Below are 17,465 nucleotides of genomic sequence, written 5' to 3' on the forward strand. Positions count from 1 at the left end.
CTTGGCGCGATCGTGCGCGAGCGCTATCCGAAAGCCCGCGAGCTGACGATCGCGATGGCGGCGGCTCAAATGGAACGGGTGTCCGGGTATAGAAGGTCGAGCAGCAAAAGCTCGGCGACGGGCCTAGTGCTCCACGTCCATCACTATCCGCCCGGCACGTCGATAGCGCGACTTATCAAAAAGGCTCACGTCCGGAGCCGGGATGAAGACACGCGGCTACGCGTTCCATCCTGAATGGGACTGCACCATCCGTCTGCTATCAGCTGCCCATCGGCGCGCCGTTCCGAGGTGATCCTTGGGAGTAGCTCAGCTCTGCCCAGGGCGTGACACCTCGTGCTTTCGGCTTGCCTAGTCAAACAGTGTGGAACCCTGAGGTCGAAGTGCGCGTTCCCACTCACGGACACGCTCTGTGATTTTCACATGATGCTCCTCATTATGATGGATCGGACATCAGGAATCGAAATGCGGCGACGGGATTTCGTTACCCTGTTTGCGGGCTCAGCAGCCGGAAGCCTAGCCCCTGCGACGCTGACTCAGTCAGGTGGTTGGGGCACGAGCGGCGCGGCCACCACATCGCCTTATCCTACCGCCACCTCCCTTCTCTCCGCCCCCATCGAACTCGCAGGCAACTGGGGCCACATGCTGCCGCGCGCAGCTGAGCAAGTCGTAGAGCGCATGCGGCACGCCTGCCTGGATGGCGTCCGCCTGGTCTCCGATCGCCAGCCGACCCGGCTTCGCGTCGACGAGCATACGTCAGGCCCACCGTCCGTCTGGCTGCATCCGGACGGCAGCACCATGGCGTGGATCATTGTGGATATTGGCGAGCGCGACTGGTCGAAGCTTGCCTACCAGTTCGGGCATGAGCTCGGCCACGTCACGGCCAACAGCTGGCAGGCCGAGGCCAAGCCGTCACCACCCTGCCAGTGGCTCGAGGAAGCGATGGTCGAAGCCTTCTCGCTGCGCGGGCTGGGCCGCCTGGCGATGGACTGGAAGCAGAACCCGCCCTTCGCCGGCGACAACGCCTTCGGCGATGCCATTGCCGGGTATCGCCAGAACATCATCCGAGGCTATACCACGCTGGCCGACAGCCAAGCGCTCACGGGCAACGCCGAGGCGTGGTTTGCGGACAATCGCAGCGAAATCGAAACACCGGGCCTCAATCCTTTCGCCCAGGCGATGTCGGTGACCATCCTCGCCGAATACGACCGCGCACCAGACTGCGTCGAGGCACTGGGCTCACTCAATCGCTGGCCCGGTCGTACCGGTATCCCGATTGCCGAGTATCTGCAGCGCTGGGAGGCGAGCTGTGTTGAGTTGCAGGCTTCGCCGAGATTGCCAGTCCGCCTGCGCGAGCTGTTGCGCATAGTCTGATCAGCAGCAAACCCGCCACCCGTCATCTCCGGAGACCGCACGGGAACCAGCAGGAGGCAAAGGCTTCGTGATGAAAAGCTCGTGCGAACGCGCGTCCGTAGCCCGCATCGCTCGACGGCAAAGGGGCGGGCTTCGGTTAAGCCTGCCGCCAAAACCGAGCTTCCCTCCTAGGCTTTTTGCTTTGCGGCCCTGTACTCAGCCTCCCAAGGCAACGCGTCGAAGTCTGGCTTGTAGCCGCCGGATCTGTAGGCGTCCTGGCTGATGTAACTAGCCTTGGCCCGCTCGACGATGCAGGCAAATGGTGGAATTCCTGGGCACCGGTAAAGGCCAACTGCTTCCATGACGGTCCTCCATGCGGCCCGATGCCTATAGATTGGGATGTGAATAGGAGCCGGGAATAACCGACGGGCTGTTTGTGAGCACGGCCCGCCGGCTGGTCGACGTATGCGCCAATGCAAATATGCGCGAAGCATGCATATGAAGGAGGGGGGCCATTAATGACCGACAAGCCTGACGACCTACTGGTCAATGTCTTCGACAAGGCGCACTGGCGCACCGTGGTGTTGACCACCAAAACAAACACAAGGCACTCGACATGGCGTTGCCGTCCCATTTCGGGACAGGGGCGCTGGCAGCGATCTTGCATTGGACCAGGCACCGGGTCATCCCGGGCCTGATCACGCTCCTGATTAGGCAGCAGGCTCGCCGGGCTAAAGGTGGCTGGGGTCTTGCCCGGCGAGTTGTTGCCACGTCATCCAATCGTTGAACTGGGCAATTCCGTTGCAGGCTGCCCGGAATGGCGCCCGACGGACGGCCCGCTTTTCAGGTCCGCCGCGCATCACACACAGGGATCGTCGGCCCCATCATCGGCGATTGTGTACGCGAATACTCGCCCACCATTTTCGTCAGTCACGCGGATCCAATCTGTCTCCCATTTTTGGGAGATTGACCTGCGTGAATTCATGATCAATGCAGCCGCGTCTGGACTACATGCTTCGATTGCCTTCGATCTAACAATTCGATCGAGGCACATCTCTGCGACGTCGTAAATTGGCATAGTTCACCCCCAACAACCCAAGCTTTCCCCAAAGAGTATCGCTCAGTATAGAAAAGGCCGCAAGCGGGGGCGCTGGACCTGCAAACGCGCGAAATCTTGCTTACGCCAACCATCGCGGCTATCCGGCATTCCCCAGTGGGTCCATACGCTAACCATCACTATGGCCGCGAAGAACCGAGGAAGCATCGGCGTCCAAGCCTGCGCGCCCGCGCCTGCAGAAACCGCACTGAGTCAACTTATGGGTTTGCCGTAATCGGAAGTGCCAGCGACGGAGCGGGCCGATCCATGTTTCCGGCCAGGAGAGTGACCGGATCAATGGCTTGCGTTTAAGCGCAGCGACCCCAGCCACAGGAGGCCGGCGATTAGCACAATCCACAAGAACGTATCGAGGTGGCCGTCCGCGGGATATGATTGCTGGTTAAAAAGGGTCGCCGTCAACGGGGCATTTGACCGGTATGACTGCCATATCGCCGAGCACGCCGACGTGGCGAATGCCTTGCCTGCCCGGCCAAGATTGATATCCAAAGCTTGTGATTGGCTTTGGACACCTGACGAAATTTTACTGGCTCCTACCCTTGATTAAGCGGATACTGCTGGTTGGGTCGGTGGGAAACGCCGGAGGGCTTCATGACCACGCATAAGGTCGGCTACCTGATCGGCAGCCTCGCCAATGCCTCGATCAATCGCAAGCTTGCAAAAGCACTCGTTCAGCTCGCCCCGCCAGAGCTTGAGATGTCGGAGATTTCCTTCAAGGATTTGCCGCTCTATAGCTACGACTACGATGCCGACTTTCCACCTGTCGCGCGCACTTTCAAAGACTCCATCGCCGCTGTGGAGGCAGTGCTTTTCATAACACCCGAGTATAACCGCTCGATCCCAGGCGGGCTGAAGAACGCGATCGACTGGGCAAGCCGCCCTTATGGAAAGAATTCCTTCGCTCGCAAGCCCTCGGCCGTCATTGGGACCTCGCCCGGCACTATCGGAACCGCCGTGGCCCAGCAGAACCTGCGGAGCGTGCTGAGCTTTTGCAATTCGCCGCAAATGAATGCCCCGGAAGCCTATATACAGTTCACGCCGGGCCTGATCACGGATAGCGGCGAAGTGACGGTTGAATCCACCGAGCAGTTTTTGCGCAACTACATGGCGGAGTTCCATATGTTCATTGCACGGGTACTTCAGGTGCTTCCTAAAGACGCCTGACGTCGCCAGAATGGTACCAGTTCCTCTGCCTTCGGAGGACCGGGATTGATGGTCGGTCTTGGTCCGCTCGTGCTGAAGTACATCCTTGCCGCCGGCGGAAGGTACATGGGCGCCGCAGCTTCCCATATCGAGGCGGGGCAGCTGGAGGTCGTGGAAGGCGCGCCCGGGAATTCAACTATCCGGCCTATGCCGTCTATCCGGAAGCAAGCGAGGCGCGAGCCGACGCGCGGGATGCGCTACGCGGGTTGAAGCAGTTGTGAAATGATCGTCCCCAGGCGCCGGGCCACGGTCGGTGTGACTGGAAGGATGGAATGCTAACCGGACGGGATCGTTAGTCACTTACACTTCGATTAAGGCATGGGCCACGCCAAAGATGCCGGCCATGAGAACGGCGAAGAATGCCCAGCCCTTCAACGCGGCTCGAGCATCTTCAGGTTTAGCCTTCTTTCTGGTTGTCTGACCCTCTCGAGAGCCCTCGCCAACGATCTAGCGTAGGCAGCGCTCCTGTCGACAGGAATGGAATTTCGCCAGTCGCGCGGGAGCAACTTTTGCAACGTCTCCGGCACTCGCCACGACAACCGGAACGGAAAAGCGTGCATGAGCTTATGAATAAATGAACACGCGCGGCGTCAACTTTCTGCCTAGGTGGAATGGAGAGAGGGAAAGCCTCTGGCGAATTGTTGTCTATGCGATCGAGAATTCGGGAGCGCCAAAGTGATATGTCAGCGCGCCGTTCGCTTTTTACACCTGTGGATGGAGAGAAACGGTCTGCTTGATGGCCGGCGCGTGGACAATGCCGTCATAACGGAACTCGCGAAACGGCTCGTAATTGAAGCAGAGGCAGAAGGCATTACCGACAAAGACATAATTGAAAATTGGGATGATCTTCATAGCAGCCTTATCGATATCATGCGGCGACGTCATCCACCCCCGAGATCAACACAATAGGTGGCGCAATGCGATCGACAATGACCCGTGTGTCAACGTTCAATGTGAATGGTGTAAACGGTCGGCTGTCTGTGCTGCTGAAATGGCTGTCCCAAACCCCTGCCGAAATCGTTTGTTTGCAGGAATTAAAGACATCGGACGAGAAATTCCCGGTCAACGCAATCGAGGACGCCGGTTTCGGCGCGATCTGGCACGGTCAGAAATCATACAACGGTGTTGCCATCCTGGCTCGCGGACGAGTGCCCCTGGAACGGCGACGCGGTCTGCCGGGCGACCCGGACGACACGCACAGCCGCTATCTCGAGGCCGAGGTCGATGGTCTGATCGTCGGCTGTCTTTATCTGCCAAACGGCAATCCGGCGCCGGGACCAAAATTCGAGTACAAGCTTAGATGGTTCGACCGTCTGATTGCCCACGGACACCTGCTGCTCCAGGAAAACGTGGCGACGGTTCTGTGTGGCGACTACAATGTCGTCCCAACCCCAATAGACGCGGTGGTGCCGCAGCGCTGGGTTGGAGACGCGGTGTATTTCCCCGAGAGTCGCAAGGCATATGCTGACATGTTGGCCAGCGGATGGGTCGACGCCGTACGCACAATGCATCCGGAAAAAGGCATCTACACCTACTGGAATTTCTCCTACCAGGGCGGTTACGATCGCAGCTCCGGCTTGCGCATGGATCATCTTCTGGTGAGTCCGGCGCTTTCCAGCCGGATTCACGCAGCTGGCGTCGATGTTGAATTGCGCGGATGGGAGAAACCAAGCGACCATGCTCCCGCCTGGGTCGACCTCAAGGGTCGCTAGCCGCTTAGGCGCTCGGGTAGATCGATCGGATCGAAGAGAAGGACAGGGCGGCTTTCGCCGCCCCGCGGTTTACATCAGAGATCGCGCCCGCGTCCGACCCGGCGGAGGTCTTCCTCAGGGTAGACGTCGGCCTCTGGATCGAAACCGGTCCAGCCGCTGGCTTCGTACTCAGAGCGTCTGTCAGCGATGTCGACGGAGTTGTATTGCTTGAGGATCTGTTCGGCATTCGGGGCGAGGTTATCCTCGACCCTGGCCGTGACCATCGTTCCACCGCGACGGACACCCTCCGCATAAACATGGGCATCGTTTTCCGGGACACCTGCCTTCGTCATAGCCCCGATAATGCCGCCAGCTGCCCCACCGACCACGGCGCCACCGACCGCGCCGACAGCGGTGGCCGCCAGCCATCCTGCGGCAACGACAGGGCCAAGGCCCGGAATGGCCATCAACCCGAGGCCAGTCGCCAGGCCGCCGGCGCCGCCAATAACGGCGCCCAGGCCAGCTCCGGCGGCCGCATCCTCACCGGCCTCGGTTTCGTCGGCTTTGTACCACCCGGTCGCGTTGTTGGCCACGATGCTGATCTCATCGCGAGGCACGCCCGTTGCAACAAGTTCGCCCATGGCATCGTTGGCATCGTCATAGTTGTCGAACAATCCTGTTATGGTTTGCATCTCATTGTCCTTTGTTTCTGATTACTGAGTGCCGGCAACGACGTTGCCCTGATAGTCGAGAGCGACTGGGGTGGACTTGCCGTCCTTGCTCGCCGTTCCCCGCCAGATGCCCTTGTCGTCCTTCTTCAGAGCAGAGACGTCGGCATAACCGGCCTTCTCGATCGCGCTCTTTGCCTGGCCTTCCGTGAAGCTGTTAGCGCCGGGAACAGGAGCTGCGGGATTGTTGGCGCCGCTGCTTGTGACCGCAGGCGTGGTGCTCTCGCCGGCAGGGGCCCTGGTTGCAAGCTTCTGGATCATGTCCTGATGCATCTTCAGCGTGGGCAACGTCTCCGATGCGAAGGCTTTCAGGGCGGGATTGTCGCCATCCTTCGCGTACGTCTCGAATAGACTGACTGCATCGGCATGCGCCGCCTTCTGCAAGTCCGCATACGGCCTATCGACCGGTGCTGGGGCTGATTTTAGCTTGTCGACGTCGGTCTTGTGAGAAGCATCGAGGTCGGCAGGCACCTGCAGTTTCTGCTCGCCGGCGATGCTTTCGAGCTTAGCATTGGCAGCCCCATGATCGGAGATCATCTTCTGGGCGAAATCCTTGAGCGTCTGATCCTGAATCTTGTCTTGGACGACCTTACTCGACTGGACTTCGAACATTCCGCCAATCGCGGCCTTGGTTACGAAGTCTTGCGCGGTTTCGGCGGCGAGCGACGGCAATGCAAACGCCAGTGAGGTGGCGAGCGATAGAGACGCCAGGCGAAAAGAATTTCTCATGCAGCTACTCCCTTGTTGGCGATGACGATGACAGGCAAACCTCCCGGACTTTGCTTGGTTCCAATGGAAAAACGCTCGGGCCGATTGTTAAGCGAGTGGGGTGCTTTACGCCCCCGATCGAGACTTTAGGTTGGAGAGACGGTTGCCAGGTCCTTCACATGGATGATGTCATGGCAGACAGGTCGAATACCGATATCGAAGCTGGCCCGCATTACAGGGAGCAGCGCGGAAGACGAGTGCCGACCCGCACCTCATGTCAGGCTAGCCGGGAAGCGTTATGCGCTGACTTGGAAAGCCCCGGTGAGATTTCGGTGAGCGTGATGCTTTATGCCGCCTTCCCCGGTTGAACCTGCCATGGTTCGTGCCGCGCCAGCTGCACTAGCCAGGAGCAGTTACGCGGTCCCGTTTCAGCGAGGCGAAAGCGTCGCGTTGCCATCAGTAGATCGAGGGCGGCGTTCTTTGCCGTGCCCCTGCACGCGTTCGCAATGACCGATCGCCCATTAAGAACCGCGCAAGCTAACTCCTCCGCGTGTAGCGCGCCAACGGTCGCTAACCGCGCAGTGACGGCAGCTGCCCTCAAATCCCTTCGTCATCAGTCCAATTAAAGAAATCCGACAACTCGCAGTTTCGGGCGGAACCTGTCGCTTCTGCGCTGGTTGCTGAGCAGCTTGTTCAGTGAAACTGTTCCCTCAAGGAGGACCATATGGCGCGCAGGGCGACGACCAAGAAGATCAATACTGCAACCATCCATGATCAGACCCTTGTAAGAGGGGAGGGTGGAGAGCTACACCAACTTGCTGGAAGCAGCGACAAGGCCCTGACCACCGCGCAGGGAAGCCCAATCGCCGACGACCAGAACTCTCTCAAGGTCGGCGCGCGCGGGCCAACTCTCATCGAGGATTTCCATTTCCGAGAGAAGATTTTTCATTTCGATCATGAACGCATCCCCGAGCGGGTGGTGCATGCGCGTGGATATGGCGCGCACGGTTTCTTCGAGACCTACAAATCGCTAGCCAAATACACGCGCGCGGATATTTTCCAGCGCGCCGGCGAGAAGACACCGGCGTTCGTGAGATTTTCCACCGTCGCAGGAAGCAAGGGCTCATTCGACTTGGCTCGCGATGTGCGGGGATTCGCGGTCAAGCTCTACACGCAGGAAGGAAATTGGGACATCGTCGGCAACAACATCCCAGTTTTCTTTATTCAGGACGCCATCAAATTTCCCGATGTGATCCACTCCGTGAAGCCTGAGCCAGACAGGGGATTTCCGCAAGCGCAGTCGGCACACGATACATTTTGGGATTTTATCAGCCTGACGCCGGAATCGATGCACATGGTCATGTGGGTGATGTCGGATCGTGCTATCCCACGCTCATTCCGCTTTATGCAGGGTTTCGGCGTTCACACATTCAGGCTGGTCAATGCGTCAGATGAATCCACTTTCGTGAAATTCATCTGGAAACCAAAGCTCGGCATGCAGTCTGTCATGTGGAACGAAGCCGTGAAAATCAACGGCGCCGATCCGGACTTCCACCGCCGGGATCTTTGGGACGCGATAAAGTCGGGCAATTTCCCGGAATGGGAGCTCTGCGTCCAGCTCTTTGACCAGGAGTTTGCGGACGGTTTCGACTTCGATGTCCTCGATGCGACAAAGCTGATCCCCGAAGAAGTCCTTCCACCGATCCCCGTTGGCCGATTGGTCCTTGACCGGATGCCCGACAATTTCTTTGCCGAGACGGAGCAGGTCGCGTTTATGACGCAGAATGTCCCTCCCGGCGTCGACTTCAGCAACGACCCTCTTTTGCAGGGCAGGAATTTCTCCTACCTGGACACCCAATTGAAGCGCCTTGGAAGTTCCAACTTCACCCACCTGCCTATCAATGCACCGAAATGTCCCTTCCATCATTTCCAGCAGGACGGGCACATGGCGATGCACAACCCCACAGGACGGGCCAACTACCAACCGAACTCCTTTGGTGAAGGGCCCAGGGAGTCACCTGACCGAGGATTCCGATCCTTTGCCGACGGCGAGGACGGCCAAAAGGTGAGACTGCGCCCCGAAAGTTTCGCGGATCATTACAGCCAGGCAATCCAGTTCTTCAACAGCCAGAGTTCTACCGAGCAGCGCCACATCGCAATGGCCCTCGCGTTCGAACTGAGCAAGGTCGAGGCACCGGTTATCCGAGAGCGAATGATTGCTCATCTCCTCAACATTGATGAGGGCTTGGCACAGACGGTGGCGGACAAACTTGGCATCGCCGACATGCCTAAGGCGGCGGACGCTGCCGTGACACCGCGAAAGGATCTGGAGCCGTCTCCTGCCTTGAGCATCATAGAAAATGGCCCTGACAGTTTTGAAGGACGCAAGGTCGGTGTGCTCGTCAGCAATGGTATGGATGCTGCTCTTTTCACCGCGCTGCAAGCGGCCCTAGAGGCGGAGGGAGCAACAATGGAGGTGATCGCGCTGAAAGCAGGCAACGTAGTCGCCGACGATGACACTACGATCGTCGCCAGGCACATTGTGGATGGCGGGCCGTCGGTGCTCTTTGACTCGGTTGCTCTGCTGTTAACGGAAGAAGGTGCGGAACTGCTGACGAGGGAAGCGGCGGCGCGGGATTTCGTGGCAGACGCGTTTGCGCACTGCAAATTCATCGGGTTCACGCCAGGGGCATTGCCTTTGCTTATGAAAGCTGGCGTTGACTCCGCCGCCGATGAAGGCCTCGTACCATTGACGGACGCGGACGCCGTGGACGCGTATGTTGAATCCTGCAGAAAGCTGCGGCTTTGGGCGAGGGAGGCCAGCGTAAAAGTTTAGGACAATAGCGAAGAACGCCACCGCACGCGAAAAAGATGCCCGCCGCAGCATCAGCATAGCGATGGTCTGGGTCTGGTGGGTTTTGGTCAGCGTGCCAATCTACACAAAGATAAGCCGCGATACTGAGACAACTACTTGATTTAAAATAATAAAAAATGGTTCCATAATGTATGTTATGCAACTTTACATTGTAGCATCTATTTAGTAATGCGGTTAGAGATGCGACACTTCCCTCTTCCGAGGCTGGTCGGCTCAGATGACTGTACACATTTCCAGGCAGGCCGGGACTTCTACGAGCAAAGCAGCCCTTTCCGACAAGGCAGGCGATGAAGGTGCGCAAGCGCGTGTTGGGCGAGCCTCTTCAGCCCTTTTCGCGGTAGCCGGCGGTAACCTCGTCTTTGTGCGCGGCGAAGGCTGCCAGCACTTCGTCCTTCTCGGGCTTGGCAATCTTGAAATGGTCCAACGTGCGCCCGAGCTCCGCTGCGACCTCATCGAATTCCGGGGGCGAGATTTTCAGGCGGCGATGGGCTTCCTCAAGGCCGAGTGGCGTCGAGCCCGGCCTGGTGGCCACAAACTTGTAGGGCCCGCCCGAAACGTCGCAGACCCAAAGTGTCCGCATGAACTTAAGACCGGGCAGCCGTTCGAGATTCTTAGTGTGCCATTCCCGTAGCTGCGGGTTCTTGGACTTCTGGCCGACAATGGGATTCTTCACGACGGCGTCGCTGAAGTAGTCCACCACGGCAGCTATGGCGAACACGCCACCCAGCCGTTCATATAGACTTTTCTCAGGCGTGGTTTGCTTGGTCTGCGCCAGCGCATTGTGAGCTGGCAATATTGCGGTCGACGCGGCGGCCGCGCCCAACACAGCAACAGTGACGACGCCCCGTCTTGTAAAAGAGGTTGGGATAGCCGTTTTCATCTCTAATCTCCTCCCTGCTACGCCAGGGCAAGCTGCAGCTTGTCCGGTGGCTTCAATGAAGTCGTTTCGGTCATTTGATGCTCTTTGCCCGTCAGAAGAACTTGGCGCAGCCAACGGCTTCGTCAACATGAGCATTGGCTAATATAACAGAAAGAGGTACCCGCGGGCCGAACATTTCCGGCACTATGATGGCGAGAAGCCGCGCCGCAGCTACGATCTCGATAATGCGTGGGTCAGGATCTCTCCTGTGAAGTGGGACCGTAGGCCGCCCGGCCCCCATACATGCAGCATCACCACAAGTACCAGCCAGAGATCGTCTTCGGGAACGTCAACTGCGATCCGGCGGGAATAAAAGCTCAGAGTAAATAAATCGGCCCCGGCTTTGCCGCCGCCTTCTCCTGAGACTTCTCCGCCGGCTCCCTCTATCCGATGTTCGGTCTCGGCCTGACAAGATTGAGGCCTTATGTGGACGATGGGCCGAGGCGATCGTAGGAGCGTCGCAGGGGCGGAAACGCGTGCGATTAATAACGGCGGTTCTCGCGTTGCACACCAAGCGGGCCTTAGACCCATTCTCGTTCCAGTGCCATTTGCTGCTGGCATTGGCATGCACGGCGCAAATGTTGCGAGTCCACCGGTTATACCGAATCAAGTGGGACTTATGCAGATCGACAACGTGTCATGGCAACAGGTGCCGGAGAGCTTGGTATTTCGCCCGAGGCCGATTGAGGAACACTGCGGGAGATGCGCCACAACTGACCACGAGGCTCTTCGGCCGACATCACGATTGAATGTCTCGAAATCGCGATGACGCCAGGCGATCAGCGCACCTCACCTGAGCCGTCGTCGGCGACACCTACGCGACGCCGGTAGACCATTTCCCAACCCATCCAGCCGGTGAACAGCATGATGAGCACCACGATCAATGACAGGAGCAGTCCAGTGGGCACCACCGCCGCCTCGCCATGGGCATAACGCGAATACCAGTTGTATACCTCGATCAGGACAACAACCACATTGCCGCCGGCGTGAAGCCAAGCTTCCCGAAGATTGCGGATTTGAACGTCACCGAACACGTCCGTCAGGCCGGCAAGAGCGGCCAGCGCAGCCATAATCAGGCCTGCCCCAAGAAGCCAGAGTGAACCGGCCACCCACGCCGGATTGGCCGTTCGCCAGAAGATCAAATCGCAAACAAAGGTCGCTACGAAGAAGGCTATCGGAAACGGAATCAGCATCGGGTGGATCGGATGGCCGGCAATGCTTGCCGTGCTACGCGGGTTGTTGGTCATGCGACGTCTCCACAGCAGGGCGCAAAAAGTGCACAATCCAAAAGATTCGTGCAGCATCAACCGAACCTATATGGAACGCGGGCCTTGGGGGGATGTTCCATAAATCCAGTGCTGTCGGTGGCTTCACTGCGTCGACGACGATAGCGGCCGCTACGTGTGCCGCACCGTTCCTGGGCTGCCTGGCTGCTCTATCGCCGTCATAACGTCGCCGCTTCAATTCTAGGGTCAGATAACTGTCCACACTTCCTAGCGCTTCTTGGGATTCGGTGTGATCTCCTGCACCGCACTCGTTGCCGCTCCCCTTCGCCGTATCGAACGCTTTCTGCTTGTCCTTGGTGGTCAGAACGGTGCGCCAGTGCGGCTTCTCGAAGACGCTTACCAGGTAAGTCGTTTCCGGCTTGTCGACCATCGCTGCTCCCCCTTAATGTCGAAAGCCCACATTCCTCTGGCGGAGAGAGCGCAGGCTGAACTGAGGCCCGATCTTCGCCAGGCGATGGAGGGCACCAACCTGGCGCTCGCATCAACTTTTAGAGACGGCTAATGTCACAGATCAAGGAGCCGTAGACTGCGGTGTCGATCTCGGGGAATGGATGATCAGGAACTATGCGGTCGACTGGCCGAAATACAGCGCAGGATTATACCCGGGTCGGAATGGAAGCCAGGACGGCCAACCGCGGCCATTGGCTGGAGCGCTCGATCGGCCGTGGGAACGGCGCAAACAGATGACGGTTCAGTAGGCTATTCGCGCCTTTGCTGATCTCCTCCTGGCGCTCTTGGAGAGATCGGCTGTTCTGTCATCTTTTGCCCATTTGCCTGGGCTAGGCTGTTTTCACGGCGGGCTTGGAGGAGGTCGATCTGATGACGACAAGCCTTGCCGGCACCCTGAAAACCCGCGGCAAACAGGTGGCCAAACGCCTGCTCGGCTATGATTCCCGCAACTGGCTGCGGATCCGCCAGATCGAGGCCTTCACTGTCTTTCTCGAAGCCGGCAACCGCAAGGCCTCCCACGTCATCGAGATCTCACCAGGCTGGAACCGCTACTGGCGAGCGATGTGCCCCAACTACCGCTCGGTCGATTTCCCGGCCTTCGACATCTGCAAGGACCGCACCGAGCAACAATATTCGATCGTCATTGCCGACCAGGTGCTGGAACACGTGCAGCGGCCGCTGGCCGCGGCCCAGAACATCCACGCCATGACCAGGCCCGGCGGCTGGGCGATGGTAGCGACGCCCTTCCTATTCAGGGTCCATGCCCGGCCGCACGACTACAACAGATGGACACCCGCCGGCCTCAAGCAGCTGATGGTCGAGGGCGGTTTTGCCGAAGAAAACGTCAAGGTGGATGGCTGGGGCAACAAAGCGTGCGCCCGGGCTCACATCGGTGGCCCGGTACGCGCCTACGGCCTGTGGCGGGACCTCAGCAACGACGAGGAATACCCGCTAATGGTCTGGGCCTTCGCAAAGAAGGAGCCAGCGGCGCCTCAATAATTGCCGTTGTAGTAGCGATCGTCGCAGGGCGCGGTGTAGATGCGGCCGTAGCGGTCCTGGTAGCGGCACATTTCCTCGCCGCGGCGCTGCGGGGTGGTGGCGGAGCCGACGACGGCGCCGAGCAGCGCGCCGCTGGCCGCTCCAATGACCGTGCTCTTGGTGTTGCCGCCGATCGCCTGGCCGACGAGAGCGCCGCCGGCGCCGCCGACCAGGGCACCGGTCGTGGCCCGTTGCTGGCCTTCGGTCTGCGACTGGCAGCCGGCAAGTGCCGCGGTCATCAGCACGGCGGCTATGGCTTTGTGAAAGGTCATTTGAGGTCTCCCTTAAACGTCTGAAATCCCTATCGATCGTCCCGTGAGGCCGCATTGCGGCGGAACGGGGGCACGCGCTCTCACGAAGTGAGTCAGCGTTTACCGACAGTTGAAGACCAACAAGAAAAGCCGGGCATTCGACATAAACTAGAGAGGTATTTTGAACCAAACCTCAGGCCGAAGATCGTTACCATGTCCGATTGGCGGGAGCGCAAGCGATGGACGAGGTTGTAACTATCCCAAAAGCTCCTTCGGGTAGGCGCGTAGTGCGTGCGGCCCAATATCTGCGCATGTCGAAAGACCATCAGACCCACTCGATCGACAACCAGAAAGATGCCATCCGCGACTATGCCGATGTGATGGGCTACGAGATCGTCGCCACTTACGAGGACGCTGGTCGCAGTGGCCTTAATTTGGGCGGACGCCTTGGCCTTCAACGCTTGCTGGCCGATGTGGAGAGCGGGCGTGCCGATTTCGAAACCATCGTTGTCTATGATGTCAGCCGCTGGGGGCGATTTCAGAACATAGATGAAAGCGCCTCCTACGAATACCGTTGCCATATGGCCGGCGTGCGGATCGAATTCTGCGCCGAGCAATTCATGAACGACGGCAGCGTCGGCTCTGATGTTCTTAAGGCCATCAAACGCAGCATGGCGGCCGAGCACAGTCGCATGCTCTCGCAAAAGGTGTTCATCGGCCAGGCAAGGCTGATACGGATGGGGTTCCGCCAGGGTGGTAAGCCGGGTCTCGGCCTACGACGCCTGCTGGTCGACCATTCGGGCCGCCCCAAATTCATCCTTTCAAATCGCGAACAGAAGAGCGTGCACACCGACCGAGTAATCTTGGTGCCCGGACCGCCGGACGAGATCGCGACGGTACAGTGGATTTTCAGCCACTTCGTCAAAACGCACCGGACAGAGCTTGAAATCGCTAGGCTGTTGAACAGGCGTGGCGTGATGTCGGACCTTGGACGCCCTTGGAAGCGGGAAAGCGTGCGTAGGCTTCTGACTAATGAAACGTACATTGGCAACAGTGTCTGGAACCGGCGTTCCTGTAAGCTCAGAGGCAAGGGGGTAGACAATCCTCCCGACCAGTGGGTGCGAATGGAGGGTGCATTCGAGCCGATTGTTGACCGCAAGCTATTCAAGCGGGCGCAACTCATCCAAAAGACGCTCTATTTGCGCATGAACAATGACGAGATGCTGGCTGCGCTCAAGAAGGTCTTGGCGCGCCGTGGCGCCTTGTCGACCGCGATTATTGACGCTGCACCCGAGTGCCCCGCAGCTAGCCTCTATTACACACGTTTCGGAAGCCTTCTGAAACTCTACGAATTCATCGGATATCAGTTGCCAAGGAATTGCCGGATCATCGCCGCGAAAAAGCGGCTGAAGACGGTGCGTTTGAAGGCAATAGATGACCTGCTGGTCGCGATTGAGAGGACTAGCGGACAGGCGACTTATGACCTAAGAACCGGCCTTCTCCGGATCAACGACGAGTTCACTGTGGCGATCGAAATCGCGCGTTGCGGTGCTTCCGTGTTCGGATATCCACTTTGGTCGCTGGACATCAAGCGCCGGTTACTGCCCGACGTTTTCGTCCTGATCAGAATGAGTCCGGGTGACCTTGTCATCCGGGACTATCTGATTGCTCCTACATTGGAAATCGTCGGCAAATCAAAGCTGCGCGCTAATAATGGCGCACAACTGGACACCTACCTTTTTCCCACGCTCAGCCCCCTCATCATGCTGGCAGAGCGTGCAGGTGCGGAGAACATAGTGTGAGTCCGAAGCATCCTATGACCAGCGAGGCCGCTAACAATGCTCTGCAAAACAGCGACCAGAGACACGCCCGTAGCATTGCTGCCGATCAACCAGGGTCAAAGTTGAAGCTGTTCGCGCCCAAGCTCTTGGCAGCCTATGAAGCAGAGTGCCGACGCAAGCGCGATTTCATAAGAGAAGCCGTGGAAACTGAAGAGCGGTTGGGCAGCCTGGTCGAAGCGCTTCGCCCGATAATGAATGATAAAAGGTTTCGCTCGTTGTTGGTGTCCGAGGGGCTTGCCACCATACCAAAGACCTTGGCCGAGAGGTTGCAAGGCGAGAAGTTTAGACCGGGAGCAGCACCGCGTGCCAGCAACCCCTTTCCTAGCAAGAATGCAGGCCGTCAACCTGTCAGCGGGATTTGCCCGGATGTCCTCGATTTCCTTCAAGACCACCCTGTGAAGGTGAAAATCTTCGGCTTGCTGCGGTATGTGCTCCCCGACAGGCAGTTGGAAATTGCCCGACTGATGGTCGCGATGGAGCGGGTCACATTCACATATGCCAAGATCCTTATCGCTTTTACGCCGCGTCCGCTGCTGGCCGAGGGTTTCTATCCGGCGATGATTGCCAACGTGTCTGAAGACCAACTGGGCGCGATGACGCCGGAACTTAGCAGGCTAAGCAGTGAATTTCTGAGCGCTATGGAGCGACTTGGCTCTGTGAGCCTGGAACTGTTGGCGGCCGGCCGTTATTTGGACCGGCTGATGGATAACTCCAGGGTCGTGCGCTACCTGGCTCATACTTTTCCCGGCAATTTTGAAGAGTTTCACAAGTTGTCGGGTGGCCAGGCATTTTCCAACTCCCTCAGTTTGGCGGCAGGCTGTGGACCTCAAGGCGAACCGGCCCGCCGCCATCGCAGTTCGTGCAGAAAAGCGCCCGCTCGCCCGAGCTGAACAGTATCCCGATCGAATAGTCGCAAATACCGCATCTAGTTATAAAACGAGCTCTCGGCCGCCGCGAAGAAAAGGTGCGCGGATAGTGCTCGTGGAACCACGTCGCCGACAACCTGTTCTCGAAATGGGTAATGGCAGGCGTGTCAACACCATCATCAGGGCCTTTTTCGCCATGATGCTCGGCATTCTTCTGGGTGTCGTCGCGGCCATCATGCGCATGTCCGACATCCGGTGCTCCGAAGCATAGCGGCTGGTTATGTCTGGCTATTCTGCGGCACGCCGGCGCTGTGCTCTCTTGTGGTTCAACCTGGCATTGGATCAAACATCTAGGGAGGAGGCGGGGCGTTCGGGTGGGGGCAGTCAGAGAATTGCTCACACCCAGAGGGCCGGTGTCCAACGCCACCATAACGTTCCACGAGTTTTGTGAATCCGTAGGCGAAGGCCACAAGAAGCACCAGGACAGCCACTATTCGGACGGCCATGAGACATTATAGCAGGATCGTCCCGCATAGGATCCCGCAATCCCCGCTACCTTGTTCAAATCGTTAAACGCGTTGTCGAAAGGTGCCGGCTTGCGCACACCAATAGTTGCGCGGTTGTCCCATCCAGGGCTGGGCCGGCCCCCGGCCCCCGAACACGGCGCTGCGGTCCAACAGCCTGGGGTGGCCTGGAACTTCCGTGGCGAAACGACGTTCGATCTGTTTGTAACTAAGGAGGTCGTGATGGACTGGAACCGCGTCGAGGGAAATTGGAAACAGGTGAAGGGCAAGGTCAAAGAACAGTGGGGGAAACTCACTGATGATGACCTTGATCGCATCGCCGGCAAACGCGATCAACTCGAAGGTAAGATCCAGGAGCGCTACGGCATCGAACGCGACCGTGTCCGGCGCGATATCGACGACTGGTACAACAGGCAAGGCTGGTAAGAAAATAGCCCGCCGCCTCCTTCGCGGCGGCGGGCCTTTGCCGGCCGGCCGGGCGCGTTCGAGACCTGCAATGAGCCCAGCCGGTCATGGAATAAGTCCTCGCAATCCTTTGACACCGCGATTTCTTCCTCCACCATCAGGCCAAGGCTCCGGGAAGTATCAAGCTCGGCAACGATGTGGCAATCAAGGCACTTG

At 58.5% G+C, this 17,465-nt stretch carries 17 protein-coding genes; 9 read left to right on the forward strand and 8 right to left on the reverse strand.

Translation table 11 applies throughout. The annotated features are described in order from the left end of the window. The first annotated feature begins 420 nt into the window (after positions 1 to 420). Positions 421 to 1,371 carry a hypothetical protein gene (locus CK228_RS24800; protein WP_245437892.1) on the forward strand — a complete coding sequence of 317 codons (951 nt, stop codon included), beginning with the start codon at positions 421 to 423 and terminating at the stop codon, positions 1,369 to 1,371. Between the two features lie 167 nt (positions 1,372 to 1,538). On the opposite strand, the gene CK228_RS35390 is transcribed toward CK228_RS24800, so the two are convergent. Then, positions 1,539 to 1,712: a hypothetical protein gene (locus CK228_RS35390; protein ID WP_179296041.1), complete on the reverse strand. Its 174-nt coding sequence runs from the start codon at positions 1,710 to 1,712 to the stop codon at positions 1,539 to 1,541. Positions 1,713 to 3,055: 1,343 nt separating this feature from the next. Here CK228_RS35390 and CK228_RS24805 point away from each other — a divergent pair. Beyond that, positions 3,056 to 3,628 carry an NADPH-dependent FMN reductase gene (locus CK228_RS24805; RefSeq protein ID WP_095776108.1) on the forward strand — a complete coding sequence of 191 codons (573 nt, stop codon included), beginning with the start codon at positions 3,056 to 3,058 and terminating at the stop codon, positions 3,626 to 3,628. 741 nt (positions 3,629 to 4,369) lie between these two features. On the opposite strand, the gene CK228_RS35920 is transcribed toward CK228_RS24805, so the two are convergent. Then, positions 4,370 to 4,519, reverse strand: coding sequence for a hypothetical protein (locus CK228_RS35920; protein ID WP_185973342.1), 150 nt, complete (start codon positions 4,517 to 4,519; stop codon positions 4,370 to 4,372). Between the two features lie 77 nt (positions 4,520 to 4,596). Here CK228_RS35920 and xth point away from each other — a divergent pair, with 77 nt between their 5' ends. Continuing rightward, entirely contained in the window at positions 4,597 to 5,379 is a 783-nt protein-coding gene (xth, locus tag CK228_RS24820; RefSeq protein ID WP_095789569.1) for an exodeoxyribonuclease III, read from the forward strand. A 74-nt stretch (positions 5,380 to 5,453) separates the two neighbouring features. On the opposite strand, the gene CK228_RS24825 is transcribed toward xth, so the two are convergent. Together CK228_RS24825 and CK228_RS24830 are read right to left on the reverse strand one after the other, a co-directional pair. Beyond that, entirely contained in the window at positions 5,454 to 6,050 is a 597-nt protein-coding gene (locus CK228_RS24825) for a hypothetical protein (protein ID WP_095789570.1), read from the reverse strand. Positions 6,051 to 6,071: 21 nt separating this feature from the next. Beyond that, positions 6,072 to 6,815 (reverse strand): DUF4142 domain-containing protein, encoded by a 744-nt coding sequence (locus CK228_RS24830; protein WP_095789571.1) that lies wholly within the window; start codon positions 6,813 to 6,815, stop codon positions 6,072 to 6,074. A 703-nt stretch (positions 6,816 to 7,518) separates the two neighbouring features. Between CK228_RS24830 and CK228_RS24835 the strand changes: the two genes are divergently transcribed. Continuing rightward, positions 7,519 to 9,630, forward strand: coding sequence for a catalase (locus CK228_RS24835; RefSeq protein ID WP_095789572.1), 2,112 nt, complete (start codon positions 7,519 to 7,521; stop codon positions 9,628 to 9,630). 361 nt (positions 9,631 to 9,991) lie between these two features. On the opposite strand, the gene CK228_RS24840 is transcribed toward CK228_RS24835, so the two are convergent. The 3 genes from CK228_RS24840 to CK228_RS35395 form a co-directional block, all read right to left on the reverse strand. Further along, the gene (locus CK228_RS24840) at positions 9,992 to 10,549 is read right to left on the reverse strand and encodes a group 1 truncated hemoglobin (protein ID WP_095789573.1); all 558 of its coding nucleotides are present in this window, start codon (positions 10,547 to 10,549) and stop codon (positions 9,992 to 9,994) included. A gap of 818 nt (positions 10,550 to 11,367) precedes the next feature. Continuing rightward, positions 11,368 to 11,835 carry a DUF2231 domain-containing protein gene (locus CK228_RS24845; RefSeq protein WP_095789574.1) on the reverse strand — a complete coding sequence of 156 codons (468 nt, stop codon included), beginning with the start codon at positions 11,833 to 11,835 and terminating at the stop codon, positions 11,368 to 11,370. Then, entirely contained in the window at positions 11,816 to 12,244 is a 429-nt protein-coding gene (locus tag CK228_RS35395; RefSeq protein ID WP_179296029.1) for a hypothetical protein, read from the reverse strand. Before CK228_RS35395 ends, CK228_RS24845 begins: the two co-directional genes overlap by 20 nt. A 449-nt stretch (positions 12,245 to 12,693) precedes the next feature. On the opposite strand from CK228_RS35395, the gene CK228_RS24850 reads away from it, so the two are divergent. Then, the gene (locus tag CK228_RS24850) at positions 12,694 to 13,323 is read left to right on the forward strand and encodes a methyltransferase domain-containing protein (RefSeq protein WP_095789659.1); all 630 of its coding nucleotides are present in this window, start codon (positions 12,694 to 12,696) and stop codon (positions 13,321 to 13,323) included. Here the strand turns inward: CK228_RS24850 and CK228_RS24855 are convergent. Further along, the gene (locus tag CK228_RS24855) at positions 13,317 to 13,634 is read right to left on the reverse strand and encodes a YMGG-like glycine zipper-containing protein (RefSeq protein WP_095789575.1); all 318 of its coding nucleotides are present in this window, start codon (positions 13,632 to 13,634) and stop codon (positions 13,317 to 13,319) included. The two genes, CK228_RS24850 and CK228_RS24855, sit on opposite strands and share 7 nt — an antisense overlap. 218 nt (positions 13,635 to 13,852) lie before the next feature. Here CK228_RS24855 and CK228_RS24860 point away from each other — a divergent pair, with 218 nt between their 5' ends. The 4 genes from CK228_RS24860 (at position 13,853) to CK228_RS24875 (ending at position 17,270) form a co-directional block, all read left to right on the forward strand. Next, positions 13,853 to 15,415 carry a recombinase family protein gene (locus CK228_RS24860; protein ID WP_095789576.1) on the forward strand — a complete coding sequence of 521 codons (1,563 nt, stop codon included), beginning with the start codon at positions 13,853 to 13,855 and terminating at the stop codon, positions 15,413 to 15,415. 14 nt (positions 15,416 to 15,429) lie between these two features. Then, positions 15,430 to 16,344, forward strand: coding sequence for a plasmid partitioning protein RepB C-terminal domain-containing protein (locus tag CK228_RS24865; RefSeq protein ID WP_095789577.1), 915 nt, complete (start codon positions 15,430 to 15,432; stop codon positions 16,342 to 16,344). A 91-nt stretch (positions 16,345 to 16,435) separates the two neighbouring features. Further along, entirely contained in the window at positions 16,436 to 16,591 is a 156-nt protein-coding gene (locus CK228_RS35400; protein ID WP_179296042.1) for a hypothetical protein, read from the forward strand. Between the two features lie 475 nt (positions 16,592 to 17,066). Continuing rightward, positions 17,067 to 17,270 carry a CsbD family protein gene (locus CK228_RS24875; RefSeq protein ID WP_095776116.1) on the forward strand — a complete coding sequence of 68 codons (204 nt, stop codon included), beginning with the start codon at positions 17,067 to 17,069 and terminating at the stop codon, positions 17,268 to 17,270. Positions 17,271 to 17,465: the final 195 nt, after the last annotated feature.

The organism is Mesorhizobium sp. WSM4312 (assembly GCF_002294875.1).
In the GTDB taxonomy this organism is placed as follows: Bacteria; Pseudomonadota; Alphaproteobacteria; order Rhizobiales; family Rhizobiaceae; genus Mesorhizobium.